Origin of the sequence: Flexithrix dorotheae DSM 6795, assembly GCF_000379765.1 — a bacterium.
GTDB classification, from domain to species: Bacteria; Bacteroidota; Bacteroidia; order Cytophagales; family Flammeovirgaceae; genus Flexithrix; species Flexithrix dorotheae.
Genome location: NZ_KB903431.1, coordinates 709,428 through 734,400 on the forward strand (window position 1 = coordinate 709,428; position 24,973 = coordinate 734,400).

Genomic DNA, 24,973 nt, shown 5'->3' on the forward strand with positions numbered 1-24,973 from the left:
CCTTTCTACTAATAAAAAAGACGAATTGAATTCAATCAATTCGTCTTTAAAAATTTACTCTTTAAAATTTTAATGTCCTCCTCTTACACCTCTGCTTGGTGCTGATCTTACTGGAGAGGATGATCCGCCACTAAATGATGATCTTGATGGAGAGCTATATCCACTACTTCTTGTAGGAGACGAATAACCTGAATTACTACTTCTTGTAGGTCTGGTAAAACTGTTGTCCCAGGAATTAGAGTTTCCAGAACCTGATCTGTTAGAATAATTATATCTGTTAGAATTAGAGTACCTTCCATTGTTCGAATAATTGCTTCGATTTTCAGCACCTGCAATTCTTGATGAATACATTCTTCTTTGAGCAAGTTGGTTAACTGCAGTTTGTGAAGTAGGAGTGTAATTTGTTCCTGTTCTTGTCATCCCACCTCTTGGAGCCCTGGTTTTTGCAACCGTATTATTTGCCCTTTCAATTACCCTTGCTCCTCCATAATAATTATTATAACCTCTGTTATATCTGTTTCCGAAGTAGGAACCCAAACCTACACCCATAGATAATCCAAATGGACTGTATGGGTTTCCAAAACTGGTTCCGTAACCCAATCCAAAACTACTTCCATAAGTTCCATATCCCATTCCCATGTTCCATCCAGGTGAATACCCGTAGGGAGAATATCCAAATGGAGAATAACCATAAGGAGACATCATCATTGCTGAATATGGGTTGTAAGGACTGTATCCCATCATGTTATTATAGAAGGGATCATTCATAAAACTATTTGAATACGCATAGGGAGAATTATAATAGGATGCATTTCGGGCATTCCAATATCTCGAATTATTCCAATTGTTCATTGAATTCGACCCAAATACATAGTTTTCATCTACCAGATTAAAATCCTCTGAAAAATAATTGTATGCAGTAGGATTTTGGGTAGTGGTTTCTCCTTTGAAATCAGGATTTGCAAACTTCGATTTTGGCTCGTTACTAATTTCTGCCGGTTTTACATTTTCAGTGAAAATTGGTCTCTTATTGATTTGTTCTCTATCAGCCATTGTAAAGTACAAATCATCTTCTTCTACCTGAGAAAAGGCATTAAACCCAATTAAGCAGCTTGAAAAAAATAGTAGAAAGAATTTGTTTTTCATATTACTTGATTTATTAAAGAGTAAAGTTTCTATTGGAACAGCTTAATAAAAATAATAATTCACTTAAGACTGTTTAAAAACCTTTTATATTTGCCATTCATTTTTACTAAGACGCCATTTTCACTTAATTAGTTGGAAAACTCTGTGTCTTTTGAACAAATATAAGAATTTTTATAAGATTCTTTAAAATATAACTAATTTTTAAGTTAAACTCAAAATATAAAAAATATGGGAAAAGGAATTCCTAAAAGAAGTGAGGACTATTCCTTATGGTACAATGAGTTGGTGAAAAGAGCCGATTTGGCTGAAAACTCTGCAGTGAGAGGTTGTATGGTGATCAAACCACATGGTTTTTCAATTTGGGAGAAAATGCAGGCCAGCCTGGATAAAATGTTTAAAGATACAGGACATACCAATGCTTATTTCCCATTATTTATTCCAAAGTCGTTTTTAAGTAAGGAAGCGGATCATGTGGAAGGGTTTGCGAAGGAATGTGCAGTGGTAACTCACTACCGACTAAAAAATTCGGAAGATAATAAAGGAGTTGTGGTTGATCCCGAAGCCAAATTGGAGGAGGAACTGATTGTAAGGCCTACTTCTGAAACTGTAATTTGGAGTACATATAAGAACTGGATTCAGTCTTACAGAGATTTACCATTGCTAATTAACCAATGGGCTAATGTGGTGCGGTGGGAAATGCGGACCCGTGTATTTTTAAGAACTGCAGAATTTTTATGGCAGGAAGGACACACCGCTCATACTACTGAAGGGGAAGCTATAGCGGAAACTAAACAAATGCTGGAAGTATATGCAGAATTTGCCGAAAAATATATGGCCTTACCTGTAATAAAAGGGGTAAAAACAGAATCGGAAAGATTTGCCGGAGCTGTAGATACTTATTGTATAGAAGCTTTGATGCAGGATGGAAAGGCGCTTCAGGCTGGTACATCTCATTTCCTTGGACAAAACTTTGCCAAAGCCTTTGATGTGAAGTTCCTCAATAAGGAAAATAAACAGGAATTGGTTTGGGGAACATCATGGGGAGTAAGTACCCGATTAATGGGCGCTTTAATTATGGCACATTCCGATGATGATGGCTTAGTAATTCCTCCAAAATTAGCTCCTATCCATGTAGTGATTGTTCCCATTTATAAAAATGAAGAGCAACTGGCTCAAATTGGAGAAAAAGCTAAAGAAATTAAAGATAGTCTGGATAAGTATAATTACTCGGTGAAATTTGATGGAAGAGATACTTACAAGCCAGGTTATAAATTTAATGAGTGGGAATTAAAAGGCGTGCCCGTAAGGATTGCCATTGGTCCGAGAGACCTGGAAAATGGGACTGTAGAAGTGGCCAGAAGGGATACGAAGGAGAAAATCAGTTTGAAGTTTGAAGAATTGGAGAGGGAAATTCCAATCTTAATGGAAAATATTCAGCAGAATATCTACAGTAGAGCCTTAAAATTCAGAGAGGAAAATACTACTCATGTAGAAACCTATGATGAATTTAAAAAAGTGTTGAAGGATAAGGGAGGGTTTATTATGGCACATTGGGATGGCACACCTGAAACCGAGGAAAGGATTAAAAATGAAACAAAGGCTACCATTAGATGTATTCCTCTGGATAGTCCTGAAGAAGAGGGTAAATGTATCTTTTCTGGAAATCCTTCAAAAAGAAAAGTAATGTTTGCTGTGGCTTATTAAACTTTTAAGAAATACTAATTAGCGTATAGAAAAGGCTCCAGATTTATCTGGAGCCTTTTCTATATTAAATTCATTTTGGCCAAAGCAATTGAAACAGCTGAAACACAAGCAGTTTCACTTCTTAAAACCCTGTTGCCCATACTTGCCAGGGTAAATTTATGGGCTCTAAAAAATTGCCTTTCCTTATCTGACCAACCTCTTTCAGACCCTATGGCCAGCATAGTGGTTTTTTTGGGAAATTTGCTTTGGGAAAGCTGCCCGGTGGCTTCATAGTTGTCCAATGCTATTTTATTCATCCCTTCGAGATTGGTTTTGAGGCAATCCTCCAGGTTTTTATAAAAGAAAACATTGGTAAGCCTGGTACTAAATGCCTGTTCTGCTCCTTCAATTAAATATTTTTTTAGATTTTCAGGTGCATACATTTTACTTTGTGCATAAGATTTCTCTCCCTTTTCTGTGCCAACAAAATTGATGTCTGATACTCCTAAGGTCGCAAGGTCTTTCACCACCCGCTGTACATTAACCGGACGGATAAACCCAAGGATAACTTTTATCGGATGAAGCCTGACATCTTCTTTATAAAAGCGAAAACTGAAATGGATAAAATCATTTTCAATCCTTTCAATCAGAGCTTTACCTTTATCCTTGTTAATAATTCCAATATCCACTTCATCTCCTTCCCCGGCTTTTAAAATTTTTAAGATATGCTTACTTCGGTGGTCCTTTACAGAAATTTTGTTTTGCTCAATTTCAAGCTGATCAAATAAAATGAGATTCATGATTTTTTTTTATGGTGCTCAATCCAGATGCAATCTTAACAATTGTAAATCGCTTTATCTTACAAAAACCATTTTTTTAAACCTCCGTAAAATCTCCTGTGAACAATTTTTTTGAAAGTCTGTTTACCTATTTTTTTCAACCAGTATTAAGCTTAAAAACAGGTTTGAAGAACTACTAACTAACCATTTTTTATACTTCTTCTTTTCTCCCTGTTTTCACTAACAATTTCGATAAACAATCGGAAGCTTTTTCTAACTAATCAAAACTATTATGAAAATCAAATTAGCTTTTCTGGTTTCTCTTTTTTTGTCAGTTCAATTTGCAAATGCTCAGCAAATTGAAGGTGCTATTACCGCAGCCCCTACAATTGGATTTGGATTTGAGAATGAAAGTCTGTTAATAGGAGCTCATGGGCAATATTTTTTTAAAGATAATTTAGCCGGACATTTCGGTATCAATTATTTCTTTCCAAAGTCATCCACTTATACAAAAAGCTCTTTGTGGACAATGAATTTTAATGTAAACTATTATTTCGATACCGGAGATTCTAAAGTAAAACCCTATGCCCTTGGAGGTATTAATTTAGCATTTTGGAAGTATAAGTATGATAATCCACAGTTCGGTGGAGTAGTGATTGACGGTATAGAGTTTGATATTCCGGAAACCGAAGCAAAATCTTCAGGAACAGAATTCGGACTTAACCTGGGTGGTGGAGCCGACTTTGATATCGGTAAATCTTTTGTCCCTTTTGGCCAGCTAAAATATGTAATTGGGGATTATGATCAGTTTGTAATAATGGGTGGAGTAAGGTTTTATGTAGGAGGGTAATAATTAAAAAAAAGGAGTTTGTTTTCAGCAAACTCCTTTTTTCCTTTAGATGAAATTCAAATTTGAGAATCCTTTCCCCAATATTTTTTTTGAATCATTTTCCAGCCATTTATCCAATAAGGTAGCATAAATATTCCTGAAGTCAGTATTGAAAATTAAATCTCCCTTATCAAGATGATTTAGATCGGGTAAAGAATTGAATAACCCTGGTTTTTTCAGGTTTTCTCCAACTACAAAAACATTATTGGCTGTTCCATGGTCTGTTCCGCTACTTGCATTTTCTTTTACTCTTCTGCCAAATTCAGAAAAAGTCAGAATTAAAGTGTCTTTAAAATTACCATTAAATTTTAAATCTTCTACAAAAGCTAACAAAGCATCTCCGTAAACTTTCAAAAGTTTTTCCTGAGTTCCTTTTTGCCTTACATGAGTATCAAAACCCGGAAGGGATACATAAAAAATTTCGGTTTCAATTCCTGAGTGAATAAGTTCGGATATCTTCTTTAGTTGCCGGGCAAACTGGGTATTAGGATATGTTTTTTTGGATTTATGAATTCTGGAATGTTCAAATAAATATTCTGCTGAAGAACAGGTTTCGGCCAGGGTTTTATAAAGGAAATCCTTATTCTCATTTACAAAATGATAATGATTCTTTTTATAATAATCATTTAATTTCCTGATCGCAGGACCTTTGGTGCTTTTATAAAGAAGATTAATATCTTTTATAGCCATTCCTTTGATATTTTCTCCTTTCAATGCCAGACTGAGTTGTTCATCGAATTCAATAGCCAAATGAGCTTTACAATTTGCAGTACATTTCGAATCTAAATACCTGCCCAACCATCCTGTCTGGAGATAATCATTGGCATCACTTGCAGAATGCCAAATGTCCATTGATCTGAAATGTGACCTGTCTGGGTTAGGATAACCTACACCATTGACAATACTCAAATAACCCTGATCATAGAGTTTCCTCAAACCGCCTAATCCCGGGTTTAACCCCAATTCGTCATTAAGGTTTAGTAAATCAGTCTTACCAATTCCAAGGGTAGGCCTCAATTGATAATACCTATCATTTCTAAAAGGCACCACCGTGTTTAATCCATCATTTCCTCCAGCTAATTGTATGATCACTAATTTTTTCCCTGAGGTAATGGATGAAAGATCAGCTGCGTTCAATGTGTTGATAAATTGTGGAACTAAATAAGTTCCCGAAACACTTACCAGAGAGGTTTTTATGAATTTTCTTCTTGATTTTTTCATTTTGAATTGAATCAAAAGTTAGCAGAGTTGAAAATCTGGTAACTGAGTTAATAAAAATGCAGATGCCTTGAAAGTTTTATTTCTATCTCCTGAGTATTCCGGCAAAAAACCTTTAGGTAAAGCATTTGGAATCAGGTATTCAGAAATCTCATTTTGTAAATCTTTATCCTTTACTTCTTCAAATTCCTGAAGGAATGCATCCCAATCCACCTGGGCTGCCAGTTTTTTGAATTTTCCTTTCGGCTTCATTCCCTGAGGAAATTTAAATTCCTCCTCCTTTAATTCCCCTGAACTTAAAATCACTTCAGGAATTCTTAATCTCAACATAAGTGTTGAACTATCAATCCAGGTTTTTCCTCCGGGCCAACCAGCCACATTTGGAGGATAGAGCAGGGTTTGACCAAGCATCTTTTGAAGAATTAAATAGGATTCCTCACTGTCAAATTCTACATGATAAGTCTTCATGAATTGCACCAAAAAATCAATAGGAGATTTGATCAGGTTACCCTTATTCCTTTCTTCATAAAACCACTCACTTTTCAAGATTTTTTCCATTAATAAAGCAATATCGTAATGGCTTTCATAGAAATAATCTGATAATTCCTTTAAATGATTTTCATCCACATGTTCAGAGACAAAGTGCTGATAAACTTTTCGACTAATAAAGTTGGCCGTTTCTTTTTGTTTGAGAATAATTTCTAAAATATCATCCCCATTAAAATTTCCTTTTTGACCCAGGAAATTCTTTTGAGATTCGTCATGTTGTTTCTTCCTGATTACAAACTCGCCATTTTTATTAAAGCCCCAGCCGGTGAAAGCTCTAGCTGCATTTTTTATATCCTCTTCTGAATAATTCCCCCTTCCCAAGGTGAATAATTCCATGACTTCACGGGCAAAGTTTTCATTTGGAGATTGCTTCTTATTTTGCTGATTATTAAGGAATTTAAGCATGGCAGGTTCCTTTGAAACTTCAAATAATAAATCCTTAAAGTTTCCAAGTGCGTGTTTTCTAATTGTATTCAGGTATTTTTGGGCGAGATATGGATTCCTTTCCCTGCATGCAAAATGCCCATGCCAGAAAACTGCCATTTTTTCCCGGAAAAGGTTTGGGAAACTCTTCTCCGAAATCATGTACTTCACCCAATGTACATTTAATTTCTGCAGCTTATCCATTGCCATTTCATTTAGCATTTTCTTTTCCACCTCACTAAGCATTTTTATTTCCTGTGGAGAAATTTCTGGTGTAGGAATAATATTAAAGTATGCATTAAAATGATCTTCTTTAATTAGTTTTTTAATTACCTCTCCTGTTGAATTACCCTCCATAGTTTTTAAGTCACCAAAGGGAATACCATAGGAGGTTCGGTTAAACAAATGCAGTAATTGGTTTTTATTAAGTTTCATATTCGCCAATATTCAGAATAAGATAAACAGGGTTTAATTTACATGCCATGGATGATTTAAACCGGAATTTTTAGACTCCGCCAGAATCCGTGATTTTACATTAAATTTAATGAATCTTTTCCGACCTTTACACACAAGAATTGTGTTTTACGGATTAAGAAGAAAAGTTGTTGAGAGAAGTAAAAAAAAGTAGAACCAAAATCATTTAGAAAGAAAATAATAATGGAATATATATATATATTTATTGAAGAGCTTATTGATATCACCAATGAAATGTCTCCATACCTTTTATTGGGTTTTTTATTTGCAGGACTTCTCCATGTTTATTTCCCAAAAGATAAAATCAATAAATATTTGGGGAAAAGAAAATGGACTTCTGTGGTGAATGCAGCTATTTTGGGTGTACCCTTACCGCTTTGTTCCTGTGGAGTAATCCCAACCGGAATATCCTTCTACAAAAATGGGGCATCTAAAGGCTCTACCGTTTCATTCCTTATTTCTACTCCACAAACCGGAGTAGATTCCATTTTAGCTACCTATTCTTTAATGGGACTTCCCTTTGCAATCATTCGTCCTTTTATAGCACTTTTCACCGGGATTTTAGGTGGTTTTTTTACCAATAAATTTGATGGGGCTACTTTGGAGAATGAAGCTGTCATTAATGGTAATCATCAAAAATTAATTGAAAGCAAGGACCACTCCTTCAAAAGAATGTTTAATTATGCATTCGTGGAATTTCTTCAGGATATTACCAAATGGCTCGTTATCGGGCTTTTAATTGCAACTTTAATTTCAGTTGTTATTCCTGAGGATTTTTTTATCGATTATTTGGGAAATGAATATTTGGGAATGTTGCTGTTACTTGCTGCATCCATCCCGATGTATGTCTGTGCAACTGGTTCCATTCCTATTGCTACTGTTTTGTTAATGAAAGGGTTATCTCCGGGAGCCGCACTTGTATTTCTAATGGCAGGGCCTGCTACTAATGCCGCTACCATTACAGTGATAGGGAAAACTATGGGTAGAAAATCCCTGGTTATTTATTTATTCACTATAGTTGTTTCAGCTATTGGTTTCGGAATATTTATCAATGAATTTTTGCCAAAGGAATGGTTTTTAATAATGGATCATGGAATGATGCAAGACCACAATTCCCAAAGTCTTTCCTGGCAGCTATTCCAGTCTTTATGTAGCATCGCCCTTGTGCTTTTAATGATTAATGGCTATCTTAAAGGGCATAATTATTTTCAACAAAAGAAAGCGACTGTATCTCCTTCAGAGATTAAAACTATGGAAAATGTAACCATTAAAGTAAAAGGAATGACCTGCAATCATTGTAAAATGAATGTAGAAAAAAATCTATCCCAACTTGAAGGAATTGAAAATTCAGAAGTTGATTTATCTAGTTCCAGTGTTGCAATTTCAGGAAATAATCTTGATATTAATAAAATTAAAACCAAAGTAGAGGAGATTGGTTATGAATACGTTGGAGAAGCCAACTAATCTCTTTTTACTACCAAAACCAGCTAAATAATATTTGAAATTTGTCCTTCTGTTGAAGTAACTGCAGTGTTTCCAATCATACTGAGTCTGTTTTCTCCTACCTTTTTAAACATCTAAAATTTTTTTAAACCAAAACACATTTTTTATGAAAAAGATTTATATCTTATTTTTAGGGGTATTTTTATATTTAGGGGTCACCAGCGGCATATGCCAGGAAGAAAAATGGAGTTTGAATGGAGGGTTTGGAATTGCTGGATATGCCGGGGATTTAGATAAGACCGGAATTAGTTCGTTACGTCCGGCATTAAATTTTGAAACGTGGTATCGTCTCCACGAAAATTTTCATCTCAGAGGAGGGTTCAGTTTGTTCCAGTTGATGGCAGACGACCATGTCTCCTCCAGAAATCGAAGTTTTAGGGCAAATATGTGGGATGCCTATGTCGCTCCTAGTTTAACCTTTTCTTTCGATAGATTCCAGCCATTAGCTTATATAGGCGTAGGACTAACCAAAATTGATCCTGAGGGTAGAAGAAGAGAAGGCTTTTCCAATTTGCCAAAACACGAAGTTGAAGCTCAAAAAGTAAATAAACATGCACTTATTGTGCCCTTTGGATTAGGGTTTAGGTATTTAGTCACTCCGGAGTTTGCCATTGTAGTGGATGGAGGACTGAGGTATGTGGATTCTGATGAAGTAGATGGTGTCAGTCGGGAAAGCATTCCTGTGGATGACTTGGGAGGTGAAGCCATTAGCTACCATAATTCGGTAAGAAACCCAAATCAAAAACTGGTTCCCGGTAGTTCAGATACTCCTCAATTTATTGCGGGAGGAAACCCTGCTATGAAAGATTTATATGGTATGTTTCTCATCAAATTCCAATATATCTTCAATCAGAGGGAAGGTTTTGGGCCAAATTAAAAGTTCTAAGGAATTAGGATAAAAACACAGATAGGCTTTCTCTTAATTTTTTAAGGGCAATGCCTATTTGGTTTTCCACAGTTTTTTTAGAAACACTCATCTTATCCGCAATTTGTTGGTAGGTGAGTCCTGAATTCCGGCTTAACTTAAAAATTTGCTTACATTTTTCAGGAAGTTTTTCAATTGACTTGAGGACCTGTTTTTCCAGTTCTAAATATTCAATTAACAATTCACTCTCATTTCCCGAAGTAAGTCTTTCTTCTGGATAGTTATCATCAAAAATGGGTTTCTTGGAGGCATTTCTGTAATAATAAATGGCTTGATACCTCACTGCAGTGTGCAGGTAAGCCTTGAGAGATGAATGGATTTGAATGGTTTCCCTTTTTTCCCACAGGTAAATGAATACATCCTGAACAATTTCCTCAGCGATCTCTGGAAATCGAATGTATTTAAGCGCAAATTGACAAAGAGCTTCATAGTATAAATTGAATAAATATTTATAAACCTCTTCATTGCTATTAGCAAGACCTTCCAATATCTCTTCTTCTGTATATTCAGACTCAGGTTTATTCATTAATAATATTATTCTTCCGGCTATTCATTGAATTTACAACATTACACATGGCAAAATTAATTTATTTTTTACCATTCAGTGCTTGTTTAAAATTTAAATTTACCAGGTTTCGGTCCATGCAAAATTGTTCAGTTTAAGGTTTTTAGGAAAGGGTTTAAATTTTTAATAGGTGTCGGTTGGAAAAATATTAAATGCCGCATAAAAATTCCAGGACATAATCAAGTGCCATTGCAGACTATTTTATCCTTTAATCAAAGCATTACATTTTAGTCAATTCATTGATATTCTCAAAATTCATTTAATTAATAACAAATTTGAAGATCCTAATTTTAAACCAATTAGTTTTACCTCCAGTAATTTTGCTATAAAACTAGTTAGTTTCTGGAAAGTTTATGGAAATTGAAAGGAAATTTTTGTTAAAAAAACTTCCTCCAAATTTGGAAAAGTTTGAGTCATACGAAATTAAACAATGGTACATTTCAAAAATTCCGGTAATAAGGGTGAGGAAATCAGGAGAAGATTATTACCTTACAGTCAAGTCTCAGGGACATGTTTCAAGAATAGAACATGAACTTAAGCTTGATAAAACCGAATTTGAAAATTTGGTAAAAATATCGGCTACCCACCCAATTGAAAAGAGGAGGTATTTAATTCCTATTCATAATGATTTGACTGCCGAATTAGATGTTTTCCACTCTGAACCTTATAAAAACCTTAAAATGGTGGAAGTAGAATTTAAAAGTGAGGAAGAGGCCAAAGAATTTTATCCACCGGAATGGTTTGGAAGCGAGGTCTCTTTTGATCCCCAATATAAAAATGCAGTTATGGCTTTAGATAAAAAGGATTCAAATTAGGGATAGTTAGTATAAATCATAATTGAATCTTAACTTTGCACCCTAATCAATCCAAATAAAAAACCAACTTAAGATTTGGTGCTATAATCACGAAGGTGTAAGAAAGCAATTTAGAAAATATTAGTTCCCTCCCAATTGGTAGCAGGCATTTGTAATCTCAAAAACAGAAAAGGTATATGGCAAACTTCGATAAATTTGAAACAAGGGCGATTAGAAAACAGACAGAACGGTCACAACAAAAGGAGCATTCCGTTCCAATTTTTGCCACTTCCAGTTTTGTTTTTGACAGTGCAGAAGAAGCCAGGGCAATGTTTGCCGAAGAAATACCTGGAAATATTTATTCCAGGTATTCGAATCCAAGTAATGATGAATTTATTGAAAAAATGTGTCTGTTGGAAGGAACTGAAGATGGAATGCCTACCGCTTCAGGAATGGCCTCTATGTTTATCAGCATTGCACCCTTTGTAAAATCAGGGGACCATATTCTTGCAGCAAGGTCACTATTTGGATCCACTCACCAAATCCTGACCACAATTCTACCGAAATGGGGCGTTTCGCATTCTTATGTAGATCTTAATGATCTGGAGGAATTTGAAAGACAGATTAAGCCAAATACCAAAATGATTTTTGTAGAGACACCATCCAATCCGGCATTGGACCTGGTGGACCTGGAGTATTTAGGGAAGCTTGCGGCAGCCCATGATATTATCCTTAATGTGGATAATTGTTTTGCCACTCCATATTTGCAAAATCCGGCCAAATACGGAGCTGGGTTGGTGACGCACTCCGCCACTAAATTTATTGACGGACAGGGGAGAGTACTTGGAGGAACTGTCTTAGGAAAAAAGGAATTGATAGAAGAAGTACGTTTTTTTGCCAGACATACAGGTCCATCAATGTCCCCATTCCACGGTTGGATTCTTTCTAAGAGTTTAGAAACCCTTGCAGTAAGAATGGAAAAACATTGTGAAAATGCATTAAATTTAGCTGAGGAACTGGAAGGGCATTCGGATGTAGACTGGGTGAAATATCCCCATTTAAAGTCTCATCCACAATATGAGTTGGCCATAAAACAAATGCGACACGGAGGAGGTCTGGTTACTTTTGAACTGAAAGGAGGATTAGAAAGAGGCAGAAAGTTTTTAGATGCGCTGGAAATGATTTCCTTAACTCCAAACCTTGGAGACACCAGGTCAATTGCTACTCATCCAGCTTCTACCACACATTCTAAATTAACCGAAGAAGAAAGGTTAGCTGTAGGAATTTCCCCAGGATTAATTCGGGTTTCGGTTGGCCTTGAGCATATTGATGACATTAAAGAAGATTTATTTAGAGCCATTGAAGTATCGAAATAAAATTGTTTATTTCGATACTTCAAATGGTTTGTTCATATTAAGGCTCAGGTAAAATAACAGGATTGTTTTAGGTTGCAGAAAAAAGCTTTTTTTACATTACTTTACACCAGGGATTGTATCTTTTTTCGTGCCCAATAGAAGTTTCAGGCCCATGTCCGCAATACACAATTGTTTCCTCTGGTAAGGCAAACATTACTTCATGAATACTTTCGATTAATTGTTCATGGTTACCGCCCGGAAGGTCTGTTCTTCCAATACTTTCCCTAAAAAGCACATCTCCATTGATACAAAAATGTTGACTTGCAGAATAGAAGACCAGGTGTCCCGGAGAATGCCCCGGTACATATAAGATATCTAATTCGGAATTTCCAAATAATAATTTCCCTTCATTTTTTAGAAAAAAATCTGGCTCCTGGTGCTGATATTTAGGAAATCCATAATTTGGAGCATATACCTGAACCGCCTTGTGAACCTCTTTTTCGTTTACTGGAATGTAAACGGGAACATCAAAAGTTTTTTTACAATAAAAATTTCCCAGCACATGATCAATATGGCAATGGGTATTCACTACCTTTTCTACCTTGAGTTTATGTTCATTGATATAATCTGATAATCGAATTTCCTCCTCTGGCTGGTAACAGCCCGGATCTATAATGATGCATTTTTTTGAATCATCGGAAAGGATATAGGTGTTTTCTCCAAAACCCGCATTTGTGAAAGATTGAATTTTTATCATAATAGAAAGATCTTTTATAACTTGTTTTTGTATTTCTTTTTGAGAATGTAAAAATAGGATATTGAAAATATAAGCTTTAATCTTAATTAAAATAAATATAGAACAGATAGCTTTGGAGTATCAGAATTAAAAGAGAATTTGATTTTTTATGGAATTGGATTATTTGATTATAGGGCAGGGGATAGCTGGTACTATTTTGTCCCATACCTTTATACAGAATGGGAAAAAAGTGATGGTGGTGGATAATGGAAAAAAACACATTTCCAGCCGAATTGCAGCGGGAATATTTAATCCTATCACGGGTAGAAAAATGGTGAAAACCTGGTATGGAGACCATTTATTTCCCTTCTTTCATCAGTTTTACCCAGAATTTGAAAACTTTCTGGATTGCAGTTTTTTTCATCAATTGAAAGTTTACCATCCCTTCGATACCCAGGAAAAACAAAATGACTGGCTAGCGGCCATGGGAGAGCCAAAATTTCAGGATTATGTGGGTGGTTTTGAAGATGGAAAAGAATACCAGGGAATCGTAAAGGGTGATTTTGGTGGAATGAAAGTACACCAGGCTGGTTATGTGGATATTTCTTTAATGTTGGATGAATACCGCAAATGGTTAGATAAAAATAATTTTCTAATTGCTGAGGAATTTTCTGAGAGAGAAATGTCTTTTGAAGAAGATTTTATTCAATGGAAAGATTTTAGTGCTAAAAAGGTAATATTTTGTGATGGTACCGGAAGTACTAAATCCAGTTTTTTTCACTGGTTGCCATTTCGCCCGGTAAAGGGAGAATTATTAGTAGTGAAACTAGCATCTGAGCCTATCTGTGAAATTATTTCCCGAGGCTGTTGGGTTCTTCCTGTAGGCAATGGCTTGTATAAGGTGGGCGCAACTTACGACCACAGCGAATTGAACTTTTCACCATCCGAAAAAGGCCGTATGATTTTAGAAGAAAGACTTCAGGCTCTTTTGAAAATTCCTTATGAAATTGTGGATCAAAAAGCTGGTGTAAGACCAGCAACTTATGACAGAAGACCATTTATTGGTATTCATCCTGAAAACCCAAAAATTGGAATTTTCAATGGTTTGGGAGCAAAGGGAATTTCATTGGCTCCATATTTTGCCAATATGTTTTACAACCATTTAGAAAAAAATGACTCTTTAATTATGGAGGTTGATATCAAACGTGTGCTGAAAAAATATTTTTACCATAAATAAGCTTATTTTAAACCAAATACACTATTATCTTGTTTGAAATTCAATATTTTAGTGTACCATAATTAACCAATTCAATTAATAAACTTACATAAGGAAAGAAAATAATAAATTGGGAAAATTTGATTTTTTTGAAATCTTAATATTAAATTCCGGTTTTAGAAATATAATTTTTTCAATATTTGTATTTAGGTATTTTTATCCTGGTGCCGCAAACATTAAATAAGTAATAAATATAAATTTGGTATAGCTCATCGGTTCGTTAACCCACTGATGTTTTTCACTTATTTGGTGCTAGTTGCATTAGCCTTATTTTTTTCCTTATCCTGAAATATTTTCAATTAAACTTTTTAGGATTGAATAATTTTTTACTCTGGTCTATAATGAATGGCAATTTTCCAATAACCCAACTTAATATTTTGAAGGGAAAATATCCCGGCTTTATTATCCTTATATTATCTGTTGTTTCCTTTCTGTGGGCCACAAATAGTCATGCTCAATTTCGGGATAATCAATTTGGTAAAAACAGAGTGCAATATAAAAAGATGGATTGGCGCTACATTTCCACACCAAATTTTGATGTCTATTTTTACGATGGCGGATATGATGTGGCGAAATTAGCGGCTAAATATGCTGAAGATGATTTTGACAGGATCACTGATATGGTTGGTTTTTCTCCTTATAATAAAACTAAAATTCTGATTTATAATTCCATAATCGATCTTCAGCAAAGTAACATTGGAGTTTATCATCAGGGCTTTGATGAAGGAGGACAAACAAATTTTGTCAGATCAGAGATTGAATTGGCTTTTACCGGAAATAAAGCCCAGTTTAAGGAAGAATTGGCCCTTGGTATTTCGGATATCCTGATTTTTGAAATGATGTATGGAGGGAGTCTGAAAGAGATTTTTCAGAGTTCATATTTGTTGAACCTTCCCGAATGGTTTATGGCCGGTGCAGCCAGATATATCGCCCATGGCTGGGATGTGGAAATGGATGATTATATGCGTGATATAATGGCCAGAGGGAAAGTAAAGAAAATTACCAATATTGAGGGTGAAGATGCCAAACTGGTTGGCCAGGCCGTTTGGAACTACATTGCGGAGGAATATGGTAAATCCAATATTGCTAATGTTTTGAATCTTACCCGAATTGTAAGAAACGAAGAACAAAGTATTCAGCAAACTTTAGGAATTTCATTTAAATCTTTTCTAAAAGGCTGGAAGGCTTATTATGAAAAGCAATATGATGCGATAGCCGAAACTCATACCGTTCCTAAAGAAGAACAATTGTTTAAAAAGAACAAAAAAAATTACATTTATAATCAGGTAAAAATTAGTCCTAATGGAAAGTATCTCGCTTATACCCAAAACAACAAGGGAAAGTATAAAGTGAAAATTTTTGATCTGGTAAAGGAAAAAGAAAAAACAGTATTAAAAGGCGGATATAAATTAATTAACCAGAGAGTTGATGAAGAAATGCCTTTGATTGCCTGGAGAGATAAAGCCGAATTAGGGATATTTGGAGAAAGAAATGGAAAAATTTATTTGTGGTTTTATGAGATAAATAAAAGAGGAAATAAAAGAAGAGAAAAACGGCACTTTAGAAGCTTTAGTAATATTAAAAACTTTGATATAGCCTCTAATGGGAATAATATAGCTATGGTGGCTGAATGGAGGGGGAAAAATAATTTATATTATTACGATTACAGACAGAGAAAACTTACTCAACTTACCAATGATCCTTTTGATTATTTAACTCCAAAATTTTTACCTGGTCGGGACAACTCAATTGTTTTCAGTTCAAACAGACCTAATGATATCATAGAGGTAATTAAAGAGCAGCCAGAAGCTGATGAGGTGTCTGATAATTTCAATGTATTTATCTATAATTTTAAAACACCAAATCAACTACAAAGGGTTAGCAATACGCTAAGTAAAGATTTAAACCCTACGCCCATTAATAGTAGTTCAATTTTGTACCTAAGTGACCAGAGAGGTATTTCACATTTGTATAAATATGATTTAAAAGATAGCATCTCCACTCAGCTTACCAATTTCACTACTTCTATAAAAGAATATGATTTTAAGAAGAAAGACCTCTTCACCATAATGCTAAAAAATGGTGATGAACATATAGTGAGAGTCAATGATTTTAATACCAGCAAAACTACATTTACTGGTAAAACCTATCGGCAGCAGGTACTTGACTTGAGAAATCTTCAGGCCATGAAGAAAAAACGTCAGCAAGAAGAAAGAGCAAAGCAATTAGCAGAAGAAAAAGAACGCAAGAGAAAAGAGCAGGAAGCTCGATTGGAAGAAATCCGTAAATCTGCTCAGGTGATAGCCGATAGTGTCAACTCAGTGGTCGATTCACTTTTTTCTGGTCAGGCTGTTCCCGATTCTTTGATTGAAAAAAATAATATGGAACCTGAGACTATTGGAGATTCTACCAATATTTCCACTCCCGTTGAAGAGGTAGCTCAGGATTCCACTAAAAAAGAAGAATTGAACACTGACGATTATCAGTTTGATACCTTTACCAAAAAGAAGGAAAATGAAACTGTTGCAGATACCACAAAGAAAAGTATTATCGATACAGACAATTATCAGTTTGACACTTTTTCACAAGGAAAACGGAAAAGTTTTCTGGATAAATACCGCTCCAAACTTGCTGTAAAACAAGAAGAAAATACCCAGTTGAAAATTTCCAAATCCAGGCCGTATGAGAAAATGTTTGCGGCTGATAATTTCCTGACTTCTATCAGAATAGATCCTCAGAGGGGATGGGGGCTTTTGTTTGAGGTTGCCATGACCGATGTATTAGAAAACCATAAAATAAACGCAGGTATTTTCTTCGTAACCAATTTGAATAATAGTAACTTATTTGCGGAATATGAATTTCTGAAAACTAGGCTGGATTACCGGGCCAGATTTGAAAGAAGGAACCTGGAAATTCCCAGTGAAACTTTTACCCAAAAGTACCACTTGAATATGTTTGAAGGTTCAGTTTCCTATCCTTTTAACATTACTACCAGAGTGAGTTTTGAGCCTTTCTTTGCTACTACCCGATACACCAATACTGACATCCTGAACTTATCAGTTCCTGATGAAGTGATCAATTACACTGGTTTTAATGCCGAGTTTATTTATGATAACAGTGTGATTACAGGTGTAAATATGATTCAGGGAACCAGAATGAAAGCCAGGTATGAAAAGTATTTTGGACTTGGAAAAACGGGTATAAACAAAGGCTTTGGACAATTTGTTGTTGACTTCAGGAATTACCAAAAAATTCATAAATCTATCATTTTTGCCACAAGGTTGAGTTTTGGTCAGTTTATGGGAAAAGCCAAGAAAAATTATCTGCTTGGCGGTATGGATAACTGGCTTTTCAACAAATATGATGAAGAAACTCAAAGAGCTTCCAACAATCCTTTAAACACTAATCCCGGGGCAAATAATAGTGATCTTTTATTTGTTGAATTTGTGACAAGTATGAGGGGCTTTCAGTACAATAAGCTTTTTGGTAACAATTTTATGTTGTTTAATGGAGAATTAAGATTGCCATTAATCAAGTACTTTTATAAAGGTACTATTTCTTCCAAATTCTTTAGAAATCTTCAATTTGTTGGTTTTACCGATATTGGATCTGCCTGGACAGGTGTTAGTCCATTCAATAGGGAAAATGCCTTGAATACTGAAATCATTGATGGTAGAGATCCTGAAGGGTTTAGTTTTGTAGCCAGGGTGAAAAACTTTAAGAACCCCTTCTTACTTGGTTATGGAGTGGGGGTAAGGTCTACACTTTTGGGATATTACACTAAATTTGATGTAGCATGGGGGCTTGAGGACAACCGCCAGCTTGATCCTTTATTCTATCTTACTTTAGGCCACGATTTTTAAGTTTTGGATAAAGTTTATTTTATCAGTGGGCTTGGTGCTGATAAACGGATTTTCCAAAAACTTGAGCTTTCTGCTGAATTTCAGGCCGTTTACCTTGATTGGGTAAATGTATTACCTGGAGATTCTCTGGAGACTTATGTGAAAAGGCTGGGTATGCAAATTTCAGAAAGTTCCCCAATGATTTTAGTGGGTGTATCTTTTGGGGGGATTGTGGCACTTGAACTGGCTAAAATCTTTAGGACAAAAAAAGTTATTATTATTTCCAGCCTTCAGCAATACACTGATTTGCCTTTTCTGTATAAACTGGCAGAAGTTTTAAATATTCATAAAATTATTCCCTCAGTTTTCTTTACCTGGCCTAGTTTGTTGTCATTTTATCTTTTCGGAGCAAGTATGCCGGAAACCAGAGTATTACTGAAGACAATTCTACAGGATACTGATCCCTGTTTTTTAAAATGGGCTATTCACCAGATTTTAAGCAGGCGGGTATATGAAATTCCCAATCATTTTTACCACATTCATGGTACAGCAGATATGATTTTACCTAAAGTGCCCAGTAAGGCAATCCGTATTAAAGGAGGAGGGCATTTGATGGTATTTGAAAATGCAGCAGAAGTTAGTAGCGTTTTAAATAAAGTTCTCCTTTCAGATTAGATTCTACCCATTACCTCATCCTGTTCCGATTTGGTGAGTTTTATATCATTTATGATTCTTGTATTTGAGGGAAATTGCAATAAGAATATAATAATTAAAAACACGAATAAAATGATTGGACTGTATTCCTTGGTGAGTAAATAAACAATCAGGTTAAAGATATTTGCCCCTTCAATTACAGCCCCGCTTATGATGCTCCCTATTTTGTATTTCTCGACTTTTGCTCCAAGATTTCCCTGTCTGGAAGCCTCCTTGTTAAAATTTTCTTTAAAAAAATAAGAAGCAAATAACGCACTTACCGATGATACCATCGAAATATATTTGAGTGGGTCAAGACCAGGTTTTGTCCAAACTAAATGGTTGGATACTAAAATATATGCCACAGCCAGAAATATCAATTGACCTGCCAATAAGGCAATGTAAATTGTTTTGATTTGGATAAAACTTTTTCTTGCAGATACAGGATGATTCATTTTGCGATTTAAAGTAATTTTAGTTGGTGAACTGGTAGTCGGTTAGGTTGTGGTGATTCTAAAATAGTGGTCGTTTAACCAATTGCTGGTTTAGTAAAAGCCTAACTATTGTAGGAATGAAGTACTTTGATCGTATTTTGTCCTTTTTGGAAGTCTGGTTAGGTATATTATTTTTAATCTAACAATTATTGCCAATCTTTTAGAAAAATCCTTCTTTGTTAATTTAATAATTGTTAAAGTTCAGTTGAAATTATAATATATTTATTGAGGATGCTCACGATTACTTTACGACTGCAGGTTGAATTTGATCCTATTAATCGATGATTTGTGAATGCTTAAACATCTCACCTAATACTTATTTACTAAGAAATATAGTAAAAATTCATTGATTTCCCATATGTTCACTTTTACTTTTATGCTGCCAATTTATCTTTTTTGGTCTTCAATTGTTTGAAAACACTGTGCTTTCTAAGTAATTAAAAACTTGATAAAAAGACCGAATAAAACAGAGATGGTGAAGCTATAAAGCGTTCCTATGATTATATATTCTGTTTCTTTTCTTGCCTTGTCTTCTTTTATTTCATTAAATCGGAATACCGATTTTGCGGCAATTAAAAAACCTATTGCCTGATACTGATTAAATAATATGAAAGTGAGTATGAGCATTCTTTCCAGTTGTCCGATTATTTTTCCTGCATTTTTCAATCCTTTTTTCTCTATTTCCTCACTCCAGTCCTTGGTAAGAAAACCGATAAGGTATCCAACAGGATAAATTATGGTTAAATATCCCAATATCACTATCCAGACTTTTTCATTATCCAAATATTTGGATAATTGGTCCAATAAAACAGTGCTATTTGCTTGCCCGGTGTAAAAGAAGAATATGATTATGATGACTAAAACGTGTAGGAACTGGTCTATCAGGAAGGTAATGATATTTTTCGGTACATATGTTTTCATCAGGTCAATGACGTAATGGGTAAGCATTATACCTATAGGAATATAGAAGTTTGTCCATAGACCAGCAAAAATATAGGCTGTTAAACCAGTCACTGCTATATGTAAATATAATTTACCTGACTTTAACTTATTTTTTTCCCTGTCTTTTACCCAATTTGTGGGTTGAATGATGAAATCTGAAACCAGGTGGGCGACTAATAACTTTATTAAAAGTGTATAATTTTCAACCATTTCCAGGTGTTCCATTTGTATTGAGTTTGTTTGTTATTAATTCCTGATACCTTCTTATAAATAATTCTACTGCATGCCAATTGGCCGATTGTAAGCTTTTGCTCACTGCAGGTTGGGAAATGTCTAAACTTTTGGCAATTTCCTGTTGTTTTAAGCCATTCAATGCTTTTTCTACCATCCTTGCCTGTGCTGGTTTCCATCTGTCTATTACTGTATCCAAAAATACGCAAGCCAGGTTCAATTCCTGATTAATTTCCTGCCAGGGTGTGGTTATTTTGGTACGCTCATGGGTTTCCATTTTGTCCAAAGCCAATCCCGAATTTCTGAAAACTTCTCCATCAGAAGTTAAAGTATTTTGAGAAAAATAGTCTATTTGTCCAAGACCAATGGAAATTCTCGTATCCCAAATAAACTCACTTTCTTTCGGAGTTATACTTCTTAATATGGCTCTTATTTTTATTCCATGAATTATAGCTTTTTCAGGCTCGAATATAATACCCTGAAAGGAATCTCCCCTGAAAATTTTAAACCCTTCCTTGTTTTTATTTTTTTCTTTCGGAATGGAATCAAAAGTTGAGTTTAGTGTTTTTAATAATACTTCCCTTTCCTTGCCTTTTATCATCCTTGAGTTGATGATGTCTCCTGTGAGCACTGCATAAACTTTATCCTTCATAATTCAATAAAATAACCATTTAAAGTTATATTTTACTATTATAACCTATAAAAGTTATAAATGCAATTTATAATTAAAAATTAATAAATAAATGGACAGTCACCGACCAGATAGGGACAAGGGAAGTAAAACAGTTGGAAAGCCAAAAGATTTTATTTTATATTTATAAAGAAAAAGGCCACAAGTAAAATTAGATATGTGACATATTTGAAACAGAATGGCCGGAATTAACCAAAGCCAGCTATTAGGAAGAATTTAAATGAAACGAATTTTTTCAATAAAAATCATATTCAGGTTATTCCTGACAGGCATCATATTAACTGCTATTCTAATTATAGTTTGTCATTGGCAAATAGAATCCTTTTCTCAGCCACATGTGTATGAAAACCTGGATGAAATCCCCAAAAACAAGGTAGGACTACTTTTGGGGACAAGCAAACACCTGATTCAGGGAGGACAAAATCCATATTTTAAGTATAGAATAGATGCAGCGGAAAGATTGTTCAATTCTGGAAAAATTGAATTTATTCTGGTAAGTGGGGACAATCAAACCAGGAGCTATAACGAACCAGTGGACATGCAAAAAGCCTTAATGAAAAGGAATATTCCGGAAGAAAAAATCATTCTGGATTATGCAGGCTTTCGTACTCTTGATTCGGTAATCAGATGTAAAAAAGTATTTGGCCAAAATGAAGTCACTATTATTTCACAGGAATTTCACAATAAAAGGGCAATTTACATCTCAAGGAAATCGGGATTGAAAGCGATTGGTTATAACGCAAGAGATGTGACATTGAGCAGGGGATTAAAAGTGCAAACTAGAGAAGCCCTGGCCAGGGTTAAGCTTTTTATTGATTTATACATCACCAATCAGGGACCAAAATTTCTTGGCGATAAGATTGAAATAAAATAGAGAATAATAGATCTAATAAGCAATTAAAATCCTGTCTTCTTCTCCATAGATTTCCGGATTTTGATCTCTGGAGTGAAGTCTTCTGGCCCAGTAAGTTACATTTTCTTCCAGATAGGTTTCCATTTCCCCTACAGTAACTTTTTTATCTTCATTCAGATCAGCATCTCCCTGTAACCCTTTCATAAAATAATAGGAAAAAAGAGAGTGACTTTTTTCCGGATACCATGAAGAAACCTGTTCCGGGCCGGCAGAGGTGAAAACAGCAGCTTTTTCATCATTTAAAACCCGGGTCTCAGCTTTAATAAAAACCGGAGAAACATTTTGAAGCAGCGCGCCACCTTCAGAAGCTCCACTAAAACAGGCATCTATAATCACAGTAAGTGATTTGTATTCCAATTGAGATAGGTTTTCATAAAAAGTATTAGTCGCATACCCATTAAAAGCTACCTGATTTGGATCGCAATTTACCGGAATGAAAAAAGCTGTTTTAGTTTCGGGATCCGGACCTCCATGTCCGCTATAGTAAATAAAAACATCAGATTGCCCTGGCTTAATGTAGTTGTATAATTTACCTTTATGATTACCTTTAATCCCGAAAATGGCATTAAAGGTAGCCTGGTCAGCATTCTCCACATAAATAATATTTCCTTCCTGATAACCCAGGGACTTTACAAGATACTGCTTCATGGTGGCTGCATCATTCAACGCAAAATCCACATCAGGTACATCTTTCCCCGAATATTCCTGATTGCCAATAATGACGGCAATAGCATCCTTATTCACCAGGTTCGTAGTAGGGATGTTTACAGCAATATCAGCAACAGACTCTTCTGGTTTTAAAATACTTTCAGTAGGAGAATTATTTTCCAAAGGAGGGTTTTCACTTATAGAGATATCCTGAGTTTTAGAAGGGTTTTCTGATGGTTCCTCAATTTCAAATTCAATATTTTCGGCAGAAGTATTACCCGATGGCGGATTTTGGATATAAATAAAATTTCCCTGTTTAATCTCTTTATTTTTCAGATGATGATTCCATCTTTTCAACTGCTCTACAGTAACGCCATATTTCCTGGCAATTATTTGGGGTGTATCGCCAGCCTGAACCATATAAACTCCCTTGGCTTTGGCAATGACTTTTGCCTTAGCCACACTAACTTTTCTAATAATCAGTTTTTTTCCAGGCCTCAAATAGGAAGTTCTTCTACCTAGTTTATTCTGAAGCTTAAGTGTATTGACAGGAACATTATAAGCCTTGGCGATAGATGCTAAACTTTCCCCTCTTTTCACTACATGATACTGAGTAATCATCCTTTCCTGACTAAAGGAAATATGTTGGATGAAAAGAAAAATAAAAAGAGAAATTTTAAAAATAAAACGCTTGAAATCCATAAATGAACTTTGATAAATTAGAGATAGTTGAAGTTATTGAACTTATAGAATATCTGTAATCAGAATTACATCAATCCAGACAGAAAAGTCATCAACATCCATTTTGTACTCAAAATCAGGAAGACATTTTTAAATCTTTAGCGAGTTTCAGCTTATTTTCATCAGGATTATTCAAAATTCTTTTGGCACGAATGAATCTGTTAAGCTCATATTCATTGAAATTATCGGCATTTTTATCGAAGCTATTGATTCGCACTCTGCCTGAAGAATGGATAAATTCATTATTACCAATCCACATACCTACGTGAATAATTCTTTCTTTGGATTCAGGAGTGGCCTTCCTTCCGAAAAAGAGTAAATCCCCGGGTTTCAAATCATCAAACCCATTGGAAGTATCTATTAATTTCCCACTAAAAACCTGCTGAGAAGCATCTCTGGGTAGAATATAACCATTTAAGAAATAGACTGACTTGGTAAACCCACTGCAATCTACACCTTTAAAAGAAGTGCCCCCCCATAAATAAGGAACCCCCATAAATAACTTTGAAGTTTCCACCAGACTATTTTCAGTAGCATGAAGTGAGGACAGCCAGGTATCAAAAAGCTCAGTTTTATTTTTTTCTACGAAAGCAGTTCTGCCATCGGGAAAAGTAACTTCATAAAAATCACCAGATTCTCCCTCCAATTTGAGGATATTGCCCAGCACCAAATCAGAAACGGTTTGAGAATTTGGATTGGTTTCTGAATAAGCCTCTCCGTATTTTGTAAGGAAAATGATTTTTTTCGCAGCAATCCAGGCATCTTGTTGCGCTTTATTGGTAAGCAAAATTCCTCCTGCATCCACCCAGGAAATATAATGATCGGGTGTTTGCACAAGATACCAGCTTCCTTCTTTCTTCAGAACTTTTAAAGGAGTACCTAAAATGGCCTGAGTGGCCAATTCAGCAGAATGTTTGGGTTTGGAACGAATATTAGCCACAGAAATATTGACAATGGCAAAGGTATTTTCCCCAAGTTCTTCCTCAGGAAGTAGCTGAACATTATTTTCAATGGTAAGGCCTTGTTCTTCCAGTTTCCCGGTAAGTTTTTTCAAAGCTTCGGGAAGATTGGTTTCGCCACTAAGCAAAAACCTGCCGTTCTCAAATGAGCTGGTAATGTCAAAAAGTGCTACTCTTTTATCAGGTGCAAACTCATCCTTAATTTCAGAGATTATCTGCTCGGAAATACTGGCAGAGTTATCTTCCTTTTTACAGGAAGAAAATGCGATTGAAAACAGTAAAAATATTACGGAAACTCTCGAAAAGCCAAAAAGTGAAAACATGTGTTATTGATATCTGTAGTTAAATAATGATTATAATATCAGGCAGAAACATTAACTTAAGAAAAGAAACTATAGCCTGTTTTAATTTTTGTTCAGACAAATATATGTTAAACCTGAATTTTGAAGTAAAATTAGGTCAGATTAGTTTTTTCTTAACTTTAAATCTTCGAAAATTTGAAAA

General features: G+C 35.0%; 21 protein-coding genes. 10 read left to right on the top strand and 11 right to left on the bottom strand.

Annotated features, from left to right (window positions below; genetic code table 11):
- Window positions 1-69 precede the first annotated feature (69 nt).
- Window positions 70-1,146, bottom strand: a complete 1,077-nt coding sequence (locus A3EM_RS0106985) for a hypothetical protein (protein ID WP_020527471.1) — start codon at window positions 1,144-1,146, stop codon at window positions 70-72.
- Between the two features lie 228 nt (window positions 1,147-1,374).
- Between A3EM_RS0106985 and proS the strand changes: the two genes are divergently transcribed.
- Window positions 1,375-2,850 (top strand): proline--tRNA ligase, encoded by a 1,476-nt coding sequence (gene proS / locus A3EM_RS0106990; protein WP_020527472.1) that lies wholly within the window; start codon window positions 1,375-1,377, stop codon window positions 2,848-2,850.
- Window positions 2,851-2,909: 59 nt separating this feature from the next.
- Here proS and A3EM_RS0106995 read toward each other — a convergent pair whose 3' ends face one another.
- Window positions 2,910-3,629, bottom strand: coding sequence for a 16S rRNA (uracil(1498)-N(3))-methyltransferase (locus A3EM_RS0106995; RefSeq protein ID WP_020527473.1), 720 nt, complete (start codon window positions 3,627-3,629; stop codon window positions 2,910-2,912).
- Window positions 3,630-3,900: 271 nt separating this feature from the next.
- Between A3EM_RS0106995 and A3EM_RS0107000 the strand changes: the two genes are divergently transcribed.
- On the top strand, window positions 3,901-4,458 hold the full coding sequence (locus A3EM_RS0107000; RefSeq protein ID WP_020527474.1) for an outer membrane beta-barrel protein: 558 nt from the start codon (window positions 3,901-3,903) through the stop codon (window positions 4,456-4,458).
- Window positions 4,459-4,503: 45 nt separating this feature from the next.
- Here A3EM_RS0107000 and A3EM_RS0107005 read toward each other — a convergent pair whose 3' ends face one another.
- Together A3EM_RS0107005 and A3EM_RS0107010 are read right to left on the bottom strand one after the other, a co-directional pair.
- Complete coding sequence (locus A3EM_RS0107005; protein WP_020527475.1) at window positions 4,504-5,718, bottom strand: DUF1501 domain-containing protein; 1,215 nt, start codon at window positions 5,716-5,718, stop codon at window positions 4,504-4,506.
- An 18-nt stretch (window positions 5,719-5,736) separates the two neighbouring features.
- Window positions 5,737-7,122, bottom strand: coding sequence for a DUF1800 domain-containing protein (locus tag A3EM_RS0107010; RefSeq protein ID WP_020527476.1), 1,386 nt, complete (start codon window positions 7,120-7,122; stop codon window positions 5,737-5,739).
- Between the two features lie 222 nt (window positions 7,123-7,344).
- Here A3EM_RS0107010 and A3EM_RS41750 point away from each other — a divergent pair, with 222 nt between their 5' ends.
- Both A3EM_RS41750 and A3EM_RS0107025 read left to right on the top strand, forming a co-directional pair.
- Window positions 7,345-8,625 (top strand): permease, encoded by a 1,281-nt coding sequence (locus A3EM_RS41750; protein ID WP_020527477.1) that lies wholly within the window; start codon window positions 7,345-7,347, stop codon window positions 8,623-8,625.
- 145 nt (window positions 8,626-8,770) lie between these two features.
- Window positions 8,771-9,541, top strand: a complete 771-nt coding sequence (locus tag A3EM_RS0107025) for an outer membrane beta-barrel protein (RefSeq protein WP_020527479.1) — start codon at window positions 8,771-8,773, stop codon at window positions 9,539-9,541.
- Window positions 9,542-9,554: 13 nt separating this feature from the next.
- Here A3EM_RS0107025 and A3EM_RS41755 read toward each other — a convergent pair whose 3' ends face one another.
- On the bottom strand, window positions 9,555-10,115 hold the full coding sequence (locus A3EM_RS41755) for an RNA polymerase sigma-70 factor (RefSeq protein WP_020527480.1): 561 nt from the start codon (window positions 10,113-10,115) through the stop codon (window positions 9,555-9,557).
- A gap of 392 nt (window positions 10,116-10,507) precedes the next feature.
- Here A3EM_RS41755 and A3EM_RS0107035 point away from each other — a divergent pair, with 392 nt between their 5' ends.
- Together A3EM_RS0107035 and A3EM_RS0107040 are read left to right on the top strand one after the other, a co-directional pair.
- On the top strand, window positions 10,508-10,969 hold the full coding sequence (locus tag A3EM_RS0107035) for a CYTH domain-containing protein (RefSeq protein WP_020527481.1): 462 nt from the start codon (window positions 10,508-10,510) through the stop codon (window positions 10,967-10,969).
- Between the two features lie 176 nt (window positions 10,970-11,145).
- Window positions 11,146-12,324, top strand: coding sequence for a trans-sulfuration enzyme family protein (locus tag A3EM_RS0107040; RefSeq protein ID WP_020527482.1), 1,179 nt, complete (start codon window positions 11,146-11,148; stop codon window positions 12,322-12,324).
- A 91-nt stretch (window positions 12,325-12,415) separates the two neighbouring features.
- Here A3EM_RS0107040 and A3EM_RS0107045 read toward each other — a convergent pair whose 3' ends face one another.
- Window positions 12,416-13,060: an MBL fold metallo-hydrolase gene (locus tag A3EM_RS0107045; RefSeq protein WP_020527483.1), complete on the bottom strand. Its 645-nt coding sequence runs from the start codon at window positions 13,058-13,060 to the stop codon at window positions 12,416-12,418.
- A gap of 148 nt (window positions 13,061-13,208) precedes the next feature.
- On the opposite strand from A3EM_RS0107045, the gene A3EM_RS0107050 reads away from it, so the two are divergent.
- The 3 genes from A3EM_RS0107050 (at window position 13,209) to A3EM_RS0107060 (ending at window position 18,832) form a co-directional block, all read left to right on the top strand.
- Complete coding sequence (locus A3EM_RS0107050; protein WP_020527484.1) at window positions 13,209-14,276, top strand: NAD(P)/FAD-dependent oxidoreductase; 1,068 nt, start codon at window positions 13,209-13,211, stop codon at window positions 14,274-14,276.
- 380 nt (window positions 14,277-14,656) lie between these two features.
- Window positions 14,657-18,178, top strand: coding sequence for a hypothetical protein (locus A3EM_RS41760; RefSeq protein WP_020527485.1), 3,522 nt, complete (start codon window positions 14,657-14,659; stop codon window positions 18,176-18,178).
- A gap of 3 nt (window positions 18,179-18,181) precedes the next feature.
- Complete coding sequence (locus A3EM_RS0107060; RefSeq protein WP_020527486.1) at window positions 18,182-18,832, top strand: alpha/beta fold hydrolase; 651 nt, start codon at window positions 18,182-18,184, stop codon at window positions 18,830-18,832.
- Here A3EM_RS0107060 and A3EM_RS0107065 read toward each other — a convergent pair.
- From A3EM_RS0107065 to A3EM_RS0107075, 3 genes are all read right to left on the bottom strand, one after another.
- Window positions 18,829-19,305 (bottom strand): hypothetical protein, encoded by a 477-nt coding sequence (locus A3EM_RS0107065; protein WP_020527487.1) that lies wholly within the window; start codon window positions 19,303-19,305, stop codon window positions 18,829-18,831. The genes A3EM_RS0107060 and A3EM_RS0107065 overlap by 4 nt on opposite strands.
- Window positions 19,306-19,773: 468 nt before the next feature.
- Complete coding sequence (locus A3EM_RS0107070) at window positions 19,774-20,511, bottom strand: DUF3307 domain-containing protein (RefSeq protein ID WP_020527488.1); 738 nt, start codon at window positions 20,509-20,511, stop codon at window positions 19,774-19,776.
- Window positions 20,489-21,169, bottom strand: a complete 681-nt coding sequence (locus A3EM_RS0107075; protein WP_020527489.1) for a SatD family protein — start codon at window positions 21,167-21,169, stop codon at window positions 20,489-20,491. Before A3EM_RS0107075 ends, A3EM_RS0107070 begins: the two co-directional genes overlap by 23 nt.
- A gap of 259 nt (window positions 21,170-21,428) precedes the next feature.
- Between A3EM_RS0107075 and A3EM_RS0107080 the strand changes: the two genes are divergently transcribed.
- Window positions 21,429-22,082, top strand: a complete 654-nt coding sequence (locus A3EM_RS0107080) for a SanA/YdcF family protein (protein ID WP_020527490.1) — start codon at window positions 21,429-21,431, stop codon at window positions 22,080-22,082.
- A 12-nt stretch (window positions 22,083-22,094) separates the two neighbouring features.
- Here the strand turns inward: A3EM_RS0107080 and A3EM_RS0107085 are convergent, their stop codons facing one another.
- Both A3EM_RS0107085 and A3EM_RS0107090 read right to left on the bottom strand, forming a co-directional pair.
- Window positions 22,095-23,471, bottom strand: coding sequence for a LysM peptidoglycan-binding domain-containing protein (locus A3EM_RS0107085; protein ID WP_020527491.1), 1,377 nt, complete (start codon window positions 23,469-23,471; stop codon window positions 22,095-22,097).
- A gap of 115 nt (window positions 23,472-23,586) precedes the next feature.
- The gene (locus A3EM_RS0107090) at window positions 23,587-24,792 is read right to left on the bottom strand and encodes a C40 family peptidase (RefSeq protein ID WP_020527492.1); all 1,206 of its coding nucleotides are present in this window, start codon (window positions 24,790-24,792) and stop codon (window positions 23,587-23,589) included.
- Window positions 24,793-24,973: the final 181 nt, after the last annotated feature.

Bases quoted from the DNA above. Each gene is read 5' to 3' on its own strand.
- A3EM_RS0106985 (WP_020527471.1), bottom strand. From the start codon at position 1,146: ATGAAAAACAAATTCTTTCTACTATTTTTTTCAAGCTGCTTAATTGGG.
- proS (WP_020527472.1), top strand. From the start codon at position 1,375: ATGGGAAAAGGAATTCCTAAAAGAAGTGAGGACTATTCCTTATGGTAC.
- A3EM_RS0106995 (WP_020527473.1), bottom strand. From the start codon at position 3,629: ATGAATCTCATTTTATTTGATCAGCTTGAAATTGAGCAAAACAAAATT.
- A3EM_RS0107000 (WP_020527474.1), top strand. From the start codon at position 3,901: ATGAAAATCAAATTAGCTTTTCTGGTTTCTCTTTTTTTGTCAGTTCAA.
- A3EM_RS0107005 (WP_020527475.1), bottom strand. From the start codon at position 5,718: ATGAAAAAATCAAGAAGAAAATTCATAAAAACCTCTCTGGTAAGTGTT.
- A3EM_RS0107010 (WP_020527476.1), bottom strand. From the start codon at position 7,122: ATGAAACTTAATAAAAACCAATTACTGCATTTGTTTAACCGAACCTCC.
- A3EM_RS41750 (WP_020527477.1), top strand. From the start codon at position 7,345: ATGGAATATATATATATATTTATTGAAGAGCTTATTGATATCACCAAT.
- A3EM_RS0107025 (WP_020527479.1), top strand. From the start codon at position 8,771: ATGAAAAAGATTTATATCTTATTTTTAGGGGTATTTTTATATTTAGGG.
- A3EM_RS41755 (WP_020527480.1), bottom strand. From the start codon at position 10,115: ATGAATAAACCTGAGTCTGAATATACAGAAGAAGAGATATTGGAAGGT.
- A3EM_RS0107035 (WP_020527481.1), top strand. From the start codon at position 10,508: ATGGAAATTGAAAGGAAATTTTTGTTAAAAAAACTTCCTCCAAATTTG.
- A3EM_RS0107040 (WP_020527482.1), top strand. From the start codon at position 11,146: ATGGCAAACTTCGATAAATTTGAAACAAGGGCGATTAGAAAACAGACA.
- A3EM_RS0107045 (WP_020527483.1), bottom strand. From the start codon at position 13,060: ATGATAAAAATTCAATCTTTCACAAATGCGGGTTTTGGAGAAAACACC.
- A3EM_RS0107050 (WP_020527484.1), top strand. From the start codon at position 13,209: ATGGAATTGGATTATTTGATTATAGGGCAGGGGATAGCTGGTACTATT.
- A3EM_RS41760 (WP_020527485.1), top strand. From the start codon at position 14,657: ATGAATGGCAATTTTCCAATAACCCAACTTAATATTTTGAAGGGAAAA.
- A3EM_RS0107065 (WP_020527487.1), bottom strand. From the start codon at position 19,305: ATGAATCATCCTGTATCTGCAAGAAAAAGTTTTATCCAAATCAAAACA.
- A3EM_RS0107070 (WP_020527488.1), bottom strand. From the start codon at position 20,511: ATGGAACACCTGGAAATGGTTGAAAATTATACACTTTTAATAAAGTTA.
- A3EM_RS0107075 (WP_020527489.1), bottom strand. From the start codon at position 21,169: ATGAAGGATAAAGTTTATGCAGTGCTCACAGGAGACATCATCAACTCA.
- A3EM_RS0107080 (WP_020527490.1), top strand. From the start codon at position 21,429: ATGAAACGAATTTTTTCAATAAAAATCATATTCAGGTTATTCCTGACA.
- A3EM_RS0107085 (WP_020527491.1), bottom strand. From the start codon at position 23,471: ATGGATTTCAAGCGTTTTATTTTTAAAATTTCTCTTTTTATTTTTCTT.
- A3EM_RS0107090 (WP_020527492.1), bottom strand. From the start codon at position 24,792: ATGTTTTCACTTTTTGGCTTTTCGAGAGTTTCCGTAATATTTTTACTG.